7 protein-coding genes are annotated in these 12,640 nt (G+C 71.0%); 4 read left to right on the top strand and 3 right to left on the bottom strand.

Annotated features, from left to right (window positions below; all coding sequences use genetic code 11):
• The first annotated feature begins 199 nt into the window (after positions 1 to 199).
• The 3 genes from ACWZEH_RS08625 (at position 200) to ACWZEH_RS08615 (ending at position 7,657) form a co-directional block, all read left to right on the top strand.
• Positions 200 to 1,573: an alpha-amylase gene (locus ACWZEH_RS08625; protein WP_456197118.1), complete on the top strand. Its 1,374-nt coding sequence runs from the start codon at positions 200 to 202 to the stop codon at positions 1,571 to 1,573.
• A gap of 205 nt (positions 1,574 to 1,778) precedes the next feature.
• On the top strand, positions 1,779 to 7,217 hold the full coding sequence (gene pulA / locus ACWZEH_RS08620) for a pullulanase-type alpha-1,6-glucosidase (RefSeq protein ID WP_456197116.1): 5,439 nt from the start codon (positions 1,779 to 1,781) through the stop codon (positions 7,215 to 7,217).
• Between the two features lie 65 nt (positions 7,218 to 7,282).
• Positions 7,283 to 7,657 (top strand): 5-carboxymethyl-2-hydroxymuconate Delta-isomerase, encoded by a 375-nt coding sequence (locus ACWZEH_RS08615; RefSeq protein ID WP_456197115.1) that lies wholly within the window; start codon positions 7,283 to 7,285, stop codon positions 7,655 to 7,657.
• Between the two features lie 31 nt (positions 7,658 to 7,688).
• On the opposite strand, the gene ACWZEH_RS08610 is transcribed toward ACWZEH_RS08615, so the two are convergent.
• Positions 7,689 to 8,378, bottom strand: coding sequence for a TetR/AcrR family transcriptional regulator (locus ACWZEH_RS08610; protein WP_456197113.1), 690 nt, complete (start codon positions 8,376 to 8,378; stop codon positions 7,689 to 7,691).
• An 87-nt stretch (positions 8,379 to 8,465) separates the two neighbouring features.
• The gene (locus ACWZEH_RS08605; protein WP_456197111.1) at positions 8,466 to 10,442 is read right to left on the bottom strand and encodes a hypothetical protein; all 1,977 of its coding nucleotides are present in this window, start codon (positions 10,440 to 10,442) and stop codon (positions 8,466 to 8,468) included.
• Positions 10,443 to 10,571: 129 nt separating this feature from the next.
• Here ACWZEH_RS08605 and ACWZEH_RS08600 point away from each other — a divergent pair, with 129 nt between their 5' ends.
• On the top strand, positions 10,572 to 11,015 hold the full coding sequence (locus tag ACWZEH_RS08600) for a hypothetical protein (RefSeq protein ID WP_456197109.1): 444 nt from the start codon (positions 10,572 to 10,574) through the stop codon (positions 11,013 to 11,015).
• Positions 11,016 to 11,101: 86 nt separating this feature from the next.
• On the opposite strand, the gene ACWZEH_RS08595 is transcribed toward ACWZEH_RS08600, so the two are convergent.
• Positions 11,102 to 12,607 carry a DUF1996 domain-containing protein gene (locus ACWZEH_RS08595; RefSeq protein ID WP_456197107.1) on the bottom strand — a complete coding sequence of 502 codons (1,506 nt, stop codon included), beginning with the start codon at positions 12,605 to 12,607 and terminating at the stop codon, positions 11,102 to 11,104.
• Positions 12,608 to 12,640 lie beyond the last annotated feature (33 nt).

The following is a 12,640-nucleotide window of genomic DNA, read 5'->3' as shown; positions in this document are numbered from 1 at the left end:
CGACGGGGGTTCCTGCTCGCCCGGCCTCGGGCAACCCGTCAGCCCTTTGAAGTTCTTGCCGCAACTGCGGACCGACTACTGCCCTTTGTTCGGTGAACGTTTTAACATCTGCGTTGCCGCAAGGTTTCTGAAGATTTCAGCAAGAAGCTTCAGTCGCTCTGCGCACTCCCCGCACCCTTCGATGGAGAAGGAACCCCACATGGCACGCAGGACCCTCGCCGGGGCCGCCGCACTCGCGGTCGCCTCGGTTGTCATGACCCCGACTGTCGCGCAGGCCGCGCCGCCCGGGAACAAGGACGTCACCGCCGTCCTCTTCGAGTGGAACTTCAACTCGGTCGCCCGCGAGTGCACCACCACCCTCGGCCCCGCCGGGTACGGCTCCGTCCAGGTCTCCCCGCCCGCCGAGCACATACAGGGCTCGCAGTGGTGGACGTCGTACCAGCCGGTCAGCTACAAGATCGCCGGGCGGCTCGGCGACCGCACCGCCTTCCGGAACATGGTGAACACGTGTCACTCGGCCGGCGTGAAGGTCGTCGTCGACGCCGTCATCAACCACATGTCCGCGGGCAACGGCACCGGAACCGGCGGCTCGGCGTACACCAAGTACAACTACCCCGGCCTGTACTCGTCGCCCGACTTCGACAACTGCACCTCGCAGATCAACAACTACCAGGACCGCTGGAACGTCCAGAACTGCGAACTGGTCGGCCTCGCCGACCTCGACACCGGCGAGAACTACGTCCGCGGAGCCATCGCCGGGTACCTGAACGACCTGCTCTCCCTCGGGGTGGACGGCTTCCGCGTCGACGCGGCCAAGCACATGCCGGCCGCCGACCTGGCGAACATCAAGTCCCGGCTCTCCAATCCCGGCGTCTACTGGAAGCAGGAGGCCATCCACGGCGCCGGCGAGGCCGTCCAGCCCAGCGAGTACACCGGCACCGGCGACGTCCAGGAGTTCCGCTACGCCTTCGACCTCAAGCGGGTCTTCAACAACGAGAACCTCGCCTACCTGAAGAACTACGGCGAGGGCTGGGGCTACATGAACGGCGGTGTCTCCGGCGTCTTCGTCGACAACCACGACACCGAGCGCAACGGCTCCACGCTCAGCTACAAGGACGGCGCCACCTACACCCTGGCCAACGTCTTCATGCTGGCCTGGCCCTACGGTGCCCCCGACATCAACTCCGGGTACGAGTTCTCCGACCACGACGCCGGCCCGCCCAACGGCGGTCAGGTGAACGCCTGCTGGCAGAACGGCTGGAAGTGCCAGCACGCCTGGCCGGAGATCAAGTCCATGGTCGCCTTCCGCAACGCCACGCGCGGCCAGGCGGTGACCAACTGGTGGGACAACGGCGGTGACGCGATCGCCTTCGGCCGGGGCAACAAGGGCTTCGTGGCCGTCAACCACGAGTCCGGCTCGCTGACCCGTACCTACCAGACGTCCCTCGCGGCAGGTACGTACTGCAACGTACAGAACAACACGCAGGTGACGGTGGACGGTTCGGGCCGGCTCGCCGCCACCCTGGGCGCCGACACGGCCCTCGCGGTGTACGCGGGCAAGTCCTCCTGCTGAACGCGCGCCGGTCGCGCCGCCGCTCACGGGGGCGGCGCGACCGGCGTCCGCATGAAAGTCCTTACCGTTACTTTCACAACCCTTGCTGTAAAGCTTTCAACGGCGATACGGTCACGCCGGCGCCCCGGTGACGTGGCCGGAACAGGTCGTGCCGTGGTGCGGGGTCGGACCCTCAATGAGCCGTAGTCGCAAGGAGTTCACGCCTGTGATACCCAGATGGCCCGCGCCCCCGGCGCGCCGCACCGCGCAGGGCGGGCGGGTGGCCGCCGTGACGGCGGCCGCACTCGCCGCCGCCCTTGCCGCCACCCTCGTGCAGCCCCTGGCGGCTCAGGCCGCCGCACCCCCCGAGCCCCCGTCCGACGCCACGCTGGCGAAGGCCCCCGCGCGGCACGATCTCACCCGGGAGCAGTTCTACTTCGTCCTGCCGGACCGGTTCGCCAACGGGGACGCGGAGAACGACCGGGGCGGGCTCACCGGTTCGCGGCTCAGCACCGGCTACGACCCCACCGACAAGGGCTTCTACCAGGGCGGCGACCTCAAGGGCCTCACCGAGAAGCTCGACTACATCAAGGGGCTCGGCACCACCGCCCTCTGGATGGCGCCCATCTTCGAGAACCAGCCCGTGCAGGGGACGGGGGAGAACGCCTCGGCCGGCTACCACGGTTACTGGATCACCGACTTCACCCGGGTCGACCCGCACTTCGGCACCAACAAGGACCTCGAGACCCTCATCGACAAGGCCCACGACAAGGGCATGAAGGTCTTCTTCGACGTCATCACCAACCACACCGCCGACGTCGTCGACTACGAGGAGAAGTCCTACGACTACCTCTCCAAGGGCGCCTTCCCCTACCTGACCAAGGACGGGAAGCCCTTCGACGACGCCGACTACGCCGACGGCTCCCGGAAGTTCCCGCGCGTCGACGCCGGTTCCTTCCCCCGCACCCCGGTCGTCCCCGCCGCGAAGAAGGACGTCAAGGTCCCGTCGTGGCTCAACGACCCGACGATGTACCACAACCGGGGCGACTCCACCTTCGCCGGCGAGTCCGGCGAGTACGGCGACTTCTCCGGGCTCGACGACCTGTGGACCGAGCGTCCCGAGGTCGTCGACGGCATGGAGAAGATCTACCAGCGGTGGGTGAAGGACTTCGACATCGACGGCTTCCGGATCGACACCGTGAAGCACGTCAACATGGAGTTCTGGACCCAGTGGGCCACCGCCCTGGACGCCTACGCGGCGAAGAAGGGGCGCGACGACTTCTTCATGTTCGGTGAGGTCTACTCCGCCGACACCGACGTCACCGCCCCCTACGTGACCGAGGGCCGCCTCGACGCCACCCTCGACTTCCCCTTCCAGGAGGCGGCCCGCCAGTACGCCTCCCAGGGCGGCAGCGCGCAGCGGCTCGCGTCCGTCTTCGGCGACGACCACAAGTACACGACCGACCGGGCCAACGCCTACGAACAGGTCACCTTCCTCGGCAACCACGACATGGGCCGCGTCGGAACGTTCCTGAAGCAGGACAACCCCGGGGCGTCCGACGCCGACCTGTTGAAGAAGGACATGCTCGCCAACGAGCTGATGTTCCTCAGCCGCGGCAACCCCGTCGTCTACTACGGCGACGAGCAGGGCTTCACCGGCGCCGGCGGCGACAAGGACGCCCGCCAGACCCTGTTCGCCTCCCGCACCGCCGACTACCTCGACGACGACCTCATCGGCACCGACCGCACCCACGCCGAGGACACCTACGACACGAAGGCCCCCCTCTACCGGCAGATCAGCGCCCTCGCCAAGCTCCGCAAGGCGCACCCCGCCCTCACCGACGGTGTGCAGCAGGAGCGGTACGCGGCCGACGGCCCCGGCGTCCACGCCTTCTCCCGCACCGGGACCGGCACCCGCACCGGCCAGGACACCACCGAGTACGTGGTCGCCTTCAACAACACCGACGAGGCCAAGAAGGCGACCTTCGCCACGAACTCGGCCAGGATGACCTTCCGCGGCATCCACGGCACCGACGCCTCCGTCACCAGCGGCGCCGACCGGAAGATCACCGTCACCGTCCCGGCCGGCTCGGCGATCGTCCTCAAGGCGGCGGGCAGGCTCGCCAAGCCCGCCGCGAAGCCCACGGTCACCCTCAAGGCCCCGGAGGCCGGAGCCACCGGCACCGTCGAGCTCACCGCCGACGTCGAGGGCGGACAGCTCAACCGCGTCGTCTTCGCCGCCCAGACCGGCAACGGCAAGTGGCGCACCCTCGGCTCCTCCGACCACGCCCCCCACAAGGTCACCCACACCATCGGCGACGACGTCCGCGCCGGCACCGCCCTGCGCTACAAGGCCGTCGCGATCGACTCCGCCGGCCGCACCGCGAGCGCCCTGGCGGCCTCCTCCACCGGCACTCCGCCCGTCGAGGAACCGCCCACCGCGGGCTCCCGCGACCACGCGATCGTCCACTACAAGCGCGCCGACGGCGACTACGACGACTGGGGCCTGTACGCCTGGGGCGACCTCGCCGAGGGCGAGGCCACCGAGTGGCCGGGGAGCCACCCGTTCACCGGCCGTGACGCCTACGGCGCCTTCGCGTACGTCAAGCTCAAGCCCGGCGCCTCCACCGTCGAATTCCTCGTCGTCGACAAGGACGGCAACAAGGACGTCTCCACCGACCGCACGATCGACGTCACGGAGAACGGCGAGATCTGGATCGAGCAGGGCGAGGAGACCGTCACCACCGAACGCCCCGAGTACCCGGCGCAGGACAAGAGCAAGGCGGTGCTGCACTACCAGCGCGCGGACGGCGACTACGACGGCTGGGGCCTGCACGTGTGGACCGGCGCCGCCGAGCCCACCGACTGGTCGAACCCCCTGGAGCCGGTGAAGACTGATTCCTATGGCGCGGTCTTCGAGGTACCGCTCACCGAGGGTGCCACCAGCCTCAGCTACATCATCCACAAGGGCGACGAGAAGGACCTCCCCTCCGACCGGTCGCTCGACCTCAAGGCGAACGGCCACGAGGTGTGGCTGTTGAGCGGCGAGGAGAAGTACCTGCTGCCGCAGCCGCCCGGCTCGGCCGCCGCCGTCGACCCGGCCACCTCGAAGGCGGTCTGGATCGACCGGGACACCGTCGTCTGGGACGGCTCCGCGGGCGCCGCCTCCACCCAGCTGCTCGCCTCCCGCAGCGGCTCGATCGAGGCGCGGGACGGCACGCTCGTCCTCGGTGACGACACGCGCGTGATCCGGCTGCTCCCGGCCGACCTGACCGACGCGCAGAAGGCGAAGTTCCCGCATCTCAGGGACGGCACCGCCCACACGGTCGACCCGCGCGACCGGGACCGCGTGCGCGAGGCCCTGCGCGGCCAGGTCGTCGCCTCCCGGCGCGCAACCAACGGAGCGGTCCTCGCGGCGACCGGCGTGCAGATCGCTGGCGTCCTCGACGACCTGTACGCGGCCGGCGCGACGAAGGCGGAGCTCGGTCCGACGTTTTGGCACGGCCGGCCCACGCTGTCCGTGTGGGCGCCGACCGCGCAGAACGTCTCGCTGGAGATCGGCGGCTCCACCGCCCGCATGAAGCGCGACGACGCCACCGGCGTCTGGTCCGTCACCGGCCCGAAGTCCTGGAAGGGCAAGCCCTACCGGTACGCCGTGAAGGTGTGGGCGCCCAGCACCCGCCGGCTCGTCACCAACAAGGTCACCGACCCCTACTCCGTCGCCCTGACCACCGACTCCGCGCGCAGCCTCGTCGTCGACCTCGGCGACCGCGACCTCGCCCCCAGGGGCTGGTCCGGCCTGGACAAGCCGAAGGCCGTCCCCCTCAAGGACGCCCAGATCCAGGAGCTGCACATCCGCGACTTCTCCGTCGAGGACCGCACGGCGAAGCAGCCCGGCACCTACCTCGCCTTCACCGACAAGGACAGCGACGGCTCGAAGCACCTGCGGAAGCTGGCGAAGGCCGGCACCTCGTACGTGCACCTGCTGCCCGCCTTCGACATCGCGACCATCCCCGAGAAGAAGTCCGACCGGGCGACCGTCGACTGCGATCTCGCCTCCTACCCGGCCGACTCCGAGAAGCAGCAGGAGTGCGTGGCGAAGGCCGCCGCGAAGGACGCCTACAACTGGGGCTACGACCCGTACCACTACACGGTCCCCGAGGGCTCCTACGCCAGTGACCCGGACGGCACGGCCCGCACGGTCGAGTTCCGGAAGATGGTCAGGGCGCTCAACGAGGACGGCCTGCGCGTCGTCATGGACGTCGTCTACAACCACACCGCGGCCAGTGGCCAGGCGGGCACCAGTGTCCTGGACCGGATCGTGCCCGGCTACTACCAGCGGCTCCTCGCCGACGGTTCGGTCGCCGACAGCACCTGCTGCGCGAACACGGCGCCCGAGAACGCCATGATGGGCAAGCTCGTCGTCGACTCGGTCGTCACCTGGGCCAGGGAGTACAAGGTCGACGGCTTCCGCTTCGACCTCATGGGCCACCACCCGAAGGCCAACATCCTCGCCGTCCGCAAGGCCCTCGACGCGCTCACCCCCGCGAAGGACGGCGTCGACGGCAAGAAGATCATCCTGTACGGCGAGGGCTGGAACTTCGGCGAAATCGCCGACGACGCCCGCTTCGAACAGGCCACGCAGAAGAACATGGCCGGCACCGGCATCGCCACCTTCTCCGACCGGGCCCGTGACGCCGTCCGCGGCGGCGGCCCCTTCGACGAGGACCCCGGCGTCCAGGGCTTCGCCTCCGGCCTGTACACCGACCCCAACTCCTCGGACGGCAACGGCACCGAGGCCGAACAGAAGGCCCGGCTCCTGCACTACCAGGACCTGATCAAGGTCGGTCTGAGCGGAAACCTCGCCGAGTACCGCTTCACCGACACCGACGGCAAGGAGGTCAAGGGTTCCCAGGTCGACTACAACGGCGCACCGGCCGGATACGCCCACGCCCCCGGCGACGCCCTCGCCTACGCCGACGCCCACGACAACGAGTCCCTGTTCGACGCGCTCGCTTTCAAGCTGCCGACGACCGCCGGCGCCGACGACCGGGCCCGCATGCAGGTCCTCGCCATGGCGACCGCCGCCCTCTCCCAGGGCCCGGCGCTCTCCCAGGCCGGCACCGACCTGCTGCGCTCCAAGTCCCTGGACCGCAACTCCTACGACAGCGGCGACTGGTTCAACGCCATCCACTGGAACTGCGCCGACGGCAACGGCTTCGGCCGCGGTCTGCCGCCGGCCGCCGACAACGCCGACAAGTGGCCCCACGCGAAGCCCCTGCTGGGCGCGGTGCGGGTCGGCTGCCCGCAGATCGACGGCGCCTCGGCCGCCTACCGGGACCTGCTGAAGATCCGTACGACGGAGAAGGCCTTCTCCCTCGACACCGCGGGGCAGGTGCAGTCCGCGCTGTCCTTCCCACTGTCCGGGAAGGACGAGACACCCGGCGTGATCACCATGCGCCTCGGTGACCTGGTCGTCGTCTTCAACGCGACGCCGCAGAAGCGGGAGCAGCGCGTCGCCGCCCTCGCCGGCACGGACCACCGGCTGCACCCGGTGCAGGCGGCGGGCTCGGACGCGGTGGTGAAGACCTCGTCCTACGCGGCGGACACCGGCACCTTCACCGTCCCGGCCCGCTCGGTCGCGGTGTTCACCGCGGCCGGCTGACGCCCCGGGCGCGCCGGCGCAGAAGCTAGGGTGAGCCCTCCGACCCGGAACCGGAGGGCTCACCCATGCCGCAGATCACCGTCGACCACTCCGCACAGCTGAAGCACGGCTTCGCGTACGACTGGCCCGCCTTCGTCCGGGACCTGCACAGCACCGTGGTGGAGATCGCGGCGGCGAAGCTCCCGGCGTGCAAGACCCGGTTCCGTCCGACCGACGACGTCTTCATCGGCCACGAGCAGGCAGAGGACCACGCCCTCGTACACGTCCACATCGGCCTGCTCCCCGGACGGACCGAGGAGACCAAGGCGCGGCTCACCGAGGCCGTCCTGGAACTGGTGCGCCGGCATGTGCGGCCGGTCGGCGGCCTGACCCTGCACGCCTCCGCCGAGGTAGGCGACCTCGACGCGTCGTACCGCAAGTTCGTGGAGCCGGCGCAGTAGACGGAGCCGGCACAGCAGGTGGAGGTCCGCCTCAGCGGGCCAGCGCGATGAGCCGGGCGGCCAGGTCGGCGAACGGCCCGTCGCCCGGCTCGTCCCCCAGCAGGTCGCGCAGCAGCCCGCCCAACTCCTCGTCGTGGGCCGCGGCGACGGCACAGAGCGCGGCGAAGTCGTGCACCAGCTGGGCCTCCAGCTCGTCCCGCGGTATGCGGCGGCCGTCCAGCCAGATCAGAGCCGTCGACTCGGCGAGCGAGATCCAGGACCGCACCACCAGCTCCAGCCGCGGGGACGGGTCGACCGCGCCCATGTGCGACAGAATCTGTTCGTACGCCGCCTGCCGTACGGAGTCGATCAGCGCGTTGGTGGTTGAGGAACCAACCGCCGGGCCACCACGCATCAGGGCGGAGAAACCGGGCCCGTGCTCGTCGACGAAGTCGAAGTACCGGCCCATGACCCGCAGCAGCCGCGCCCCCAGCGGGCCCTCGCGCGGCTCCACGAACCGTGACGCCAGATCGTCCGCCGCTCGCCTCAACGCGGCTTCGTAGAGGCTGAGTTTGCCGGGGAAGTAGTGGTACACCAGGGGTCGCGAGATGCCGGCCGCCGCCGCGATCTCGTCGATGGAGACGTCGTCGGGCGAGCGACGGCTGAACAGTTCGAGGGCGACGCCGATCAACTGCTGCCGTCGTTCCTCGACTCCCATTCTGCGGCGCACCCCGGTAGTCATACACACAGCCTACCGATCGAATCCGGCCGTGACCGGTCCGCACCGGACCGCGGTGGTCATCCGGGCTGCCGGCCGGCCCGCATCCGGTCAGCGGAGCCCGGTGACCCGGTCCCCGTTCTCCAGGGTTCCCTCGAGGTCGGCCCGGGCGCCCTGTTCGGCCTCGACGGTCAGCAGGTTTCCCTGCGCGGTGCCCTCGACACCGCCCGTCGCGGTGACCGACGTCGTGCCGCGGCTGCCGGCGGCCAGCAGGTACCAGGTGCCCGCACCGGACTTCCACAGCACCCCGGCCAGCACCCGCGGCTCGCGCTCCCCGCACTGCGGCACGTCCTCGGCCTGGGCCGCCACCGCCCCGGACGGCCCGCCCGGCGTGTGGAACTGCGCCTGCGTCCGGGTGCCGCCGCCCCGCCAGGTCTCGGCCCGCGTGCACACCCAGGCCGCGGCCCCGCTCGCGTCCGGCAGCGGCTGCTCGGCGAACGCCCACGCGTTCACGCTCCGTACGCCCGCCGAGCGCATCGAGGCCAGCGAGCAGGCGAACGGCGCCCAGGTGCGCAGCGCCTTCTCGCCGGCCACCTCACCGGTCCTCCCGGGCCGCCCCGCGGTCAGCGCGGCCGGGACCAGCTCGCCGAGGTCGGTCACCAGCCGGGTGCCGGTGTCGTCGGTCAGCTCCAGCACGTTCCACGAGGTGCACGAACCGGGCTTCGGGGCCGCACCGGCCAGCGGAGAGGTCACGCCGTCGGTGAGCGCGAGGTCCGCCGTGTCCGCGCCGGGCTCGCGCAGGTCCCGCGCACCGGCCGCACGCACCCAGGGTGCCGTCAGGTAGCGGACGTTGTTGTCGGTCCGGCCCAGCACCAGCGCACCCGCCCCGGCCCGGTCCGCGCCGTCGGCCCGGGCGAGGTCGAGGGCGGCGCCCTCGGTGCCGTCCACGGGCTCGGCGTACCTGGCGATGCGCAGACCGTCGTGGAGGATCACCACGCGCGCGTTGTCGACCGTCCCGGCGTAGAGCAGTTGGGGCGGACCGGCCGGACCCCCGGACGGGGTGTCCGGCGTCGCCGACACCCGCACCCGCTCGCCGGGCCGGGCCCACACGGCGAGGGCCCGGCGCAGCAGGCCCGCGTCACCGGCCAGGTGGCCGCGGGCCGGCCACACGGAGAAGTCGGTGCGCGCGGAGGTCTTCCAGGCGGCGGGGGAGACCCGGGTCAGCTTCCCCGGGTCCAGGGCGGCCCGCGCGGCCCGGTTCAGCGCGTACGGCGGCGCGGCGGCACCGTCGGGGCCCCAGCCGTCCTCCGGCAGCCCGAACAGCGCGCCGCAGACGACGAGCGCGGCCCCGGCGGCCAGTACGGCCTTCAGCCGCCGGCGGCGGCGCACCAGATCGGTGGGCCGGGCCTGGAGGGAGCAGGGGTCGAACGCGGGGGAGCCGAGCAGCCGGTACTCGGCCGGCACCCGGTCGGCCTCGCGCAGCGCCCCCGCCGCGTCGGCCACGCCCGCCTCCGTGAGCAGCGTACGGACGTCGGCGTCCGCAAGCCGCTCCAGAGCACGCAGCACATGGGCGGCGCGGACGGGGCCGGGCAGGGCGGACAGCCGCTGCTCCAGGGCGAGTTCGTCGGCGCCGCCGGACCGCGGGAGCAGGCGCAGCCCCCACACCTGGGGCAGCGGCGGCGGCAGGGCGGGCAGCCCGGCCCGCTTGCGCCGGGCCCCGCGCCGCCGCACGGCCGTACGGTGCGACGGGCTCGCCCGCAGCGCCGTACGCACCACCTGGAGCCGGACCAGCGCGTACCCGGGGTCACCGTCCGGGCCGACGGCCCGCGCGGGCCGGGTGGCCCGGACGGCCTGGGCGGGGATCGCGGGTGCCGCGGTGCGGCCGCGGGGCAGCGCGCGCTGGACCAGGGCGTGCGCGGTCAGCACCCGCCTGCCCCCGGCGCCCGGCTCCGGCGGCAGCATCAGGTACGCGAGCCGCACGAGCCGCGGATAGTGCTCGACGAGAGCGGCCTCGGCCTGACGGACGTCGACGAGCGGGCCGTCGGGGGAGCGGGCCGGGGGCCGCTTGGCGGCATGCTGTGACTGCACGTCAGTCAGAACGAGCGATGCCTCCGTAGGTCACCGGTTGAGCACTCCGGCTCCCGGAGCCGTATCGAAGGCGAAGAGCCCCTCGCCGGGGCTCCGTGCGGCATGTCGCCGGAAGGACCGGAGGAACTCATGAGGCTGACCCGACCGAGGCTCGCGCTGACCGGCGCGGTGGCGGTACTGGCACTGGCGGGCTGCGGGTCCGGTGGCGGGGGGAACGACGGCGACGGGAAGAGCGGGGCGCCCGTCACGGCCACCGGCAGCCTGGAACACCTGGCCGCCGAGGCGAAGTGCGAGCCGGACATGCAGACCGACGCCGACACCATCCGCCAGGCCATCTGCAGGACGGGCGAGGAGAAGTACGTCCTCGCCACCTTCGCCACCGACCGCGGCCAGCGCGAGTGGCTGAACGGGGCGAAGGACTACGGCGGCTACTACCTGGTCGGCCGCAAGTGGGTCGCCGTGGGCGAGGAGAAGACGGTCACGGCGCTGCAGACCACGCTCGGCGGGACCATGGAGGAAGGGTCCGAGCACATGAACCCCGGTGGCAGTCACAACAGCGGTCACCACGGCTGACCTCGAGGCTCCCGGCAGAGCGGGAAGCCGGCGGTGGGATCTCTCCCACCGCCGGCTTCCCGTCGCTCCGGGACTGCTGTCCGGGACTACTGGCAGTCCTGGCCGCTGTTGATGCAGCCGACCATCTCGTTCATCAGGTTCTCGTCGAAGAAGTTGATGAAGTCGTTGTGGTCGGTGATCGGCTTGTGCAGCTGGTCCGGGAAGGAGTCCACCGCGAACGGGTTCACGACCTGGCCGTTGTCGATCTGCACGGCCGGGAGGTCGTAGACCAGACGGACCTGGAGCTGGGGGATGGCCTGGAAGCCGTTCGAGCAGCTGCCGTCCGCCTCGACGAAGTCGACGTGCGTGCGGTGGTTGGCGCTGTCGATGTTCTGGCCGTCCCAGCAGCTCTGGAAGGCGGACGTCCGGACCACGCTGCTGCCCTCGGGGCAGATCGGGTACTTGTCCGTCACCTGCCGGTCCTCGAAGCCGGTGCAGCTCCAGGCGGTGTTGGCGTTGTTCAGGCCGTTGGTGAAGGCCTTGGCGTCACCGGTGATGATGCGCAGGGCCGTCGGCATCGCGACGACGTCGCTCGTGCGGTTGCCGACGAACTTCAGCTCCGCCTGGCTGGGTTCGACGATCTTGCCGACGTTGCCGTCCTGACCGCCGCCGGGCTGGCCCTGGTCGATGTCCTGCGTGCCGTCCTGGATCCGCAGGACCGGCCAGAAGTACGACGACCGGTCACCCTGGTTCTGGCAGGTCGTCTCGCCGCCTGCCAGGTCCTCGTCGCTCGCGAAGGCGGTGTTGGCCTGGTTGCCGACGTAGTCGTGCTGGTGCTGCGCACCGTTGCTGACACCGGGAGCGACGATCACGTTGTCCGAGTTGCGGAGCTCGTTCTCGTTGGTGCCGCACTCGGTGGTGAAGCTGCCCGTGGAACCGCCGTCGCCGTTCGCGGCCAGACCGTTCGGCAGGTTGCGGGAGTTCGGCTGGACGTCCTCGATGTCGATGAAGTCGTCGGCGACGGGGCCGTTGTCGGCCTGACCGCCGTTGCCCTGGTCCTGCCCGTCGTCCTGGCCGCCGCCGTCCTGACCCTGGTCCTGGCCGCCGTCGCCCTGGCCGCCGCCGTTGCCGGCGTCCGGCTGGTCGGCAGGCACGCCCTCGCACCCGGCCAACCCGTCGAGGCCCTGCGGCGCCTTTCCGCCCGAGCGGTTGATGTTGATGTTGATCCGGTCCAGGGTGGCCACCCGCTTGGACTTCAGCGGTCCCAGGATGGCGTTGTCGACGTACCTGGTGTCTCCCGCCTGGGCCTGACGCGTCTCCGCGAGACGCGTGTAGGCATCCGTGATCTGCCGGTCGAGCAGCGCCAGCTCCTTGGCGACCCTCTTGCGCGCGTTCCTCGGCACATCCGTCAGCTGCTGACCGACGTCCGGGCACTTGATCGTCGCGACCTGGGCGGCCGTGGACTTCGTCCGGTCCCTTCCAGGCTGCTTCTCATGTGCCGAGGCGTAGAAGTTGGCCCAGACCAGCCCGCCCCCACCGAGCGCCAGGGCCGCCGATGCGGCCACGGCCTTGGTGGCCAACGGCATACGGCGTTTTCTTGTATTGCGTCCCATCAGTCTCCTAGCAAGGGGTCCTCGGCCTCGGCC

The organism is Streptomyces yamdrokensis, from assembly GCF_053890455.1.
This window is presented reverse-complemented; position numbering and strand designations above follow the sequence as displayed.

Coding starts and splice junctions, on each gene's coding strand:
- ACWZEH_RS08615 (WP_456197115.1), top strand. CDS start 7,283: ATGCCGCAGATCACCGTCGACCACTCCGCACAGCTGAAGCACGGCTTC.
- ACWZEH_RS08625 (WP_456197118.1), top strand. CDS start 200: ATGGCACGCAGGACCCTCGCCGGGGCCGCCGCACTCGCGGTCGCCTCG.
- ACWZEH_RS08600 (WP_456197109.1), top strand. CDS start 10,572: ATGAGGCTGACCCGACCGAGGCTCGCGCTGACCGGCGCGGTGGCGGTA.
- ACWZEH_RS08610 (WP_456197113.1), bottom strand. CDS start 8,378: ATGACTACCGGGGTGCGCCGCAGAATGGGAGTCGAGGAACGACGGCAG.
- ACWZEH_RS08595 (WP_456197107.1), bottom strand. CDS start 12,607: ATGGGACGCAATACAAGAAAACGCCGTATGCCGTTGGCCACCAAGGCC.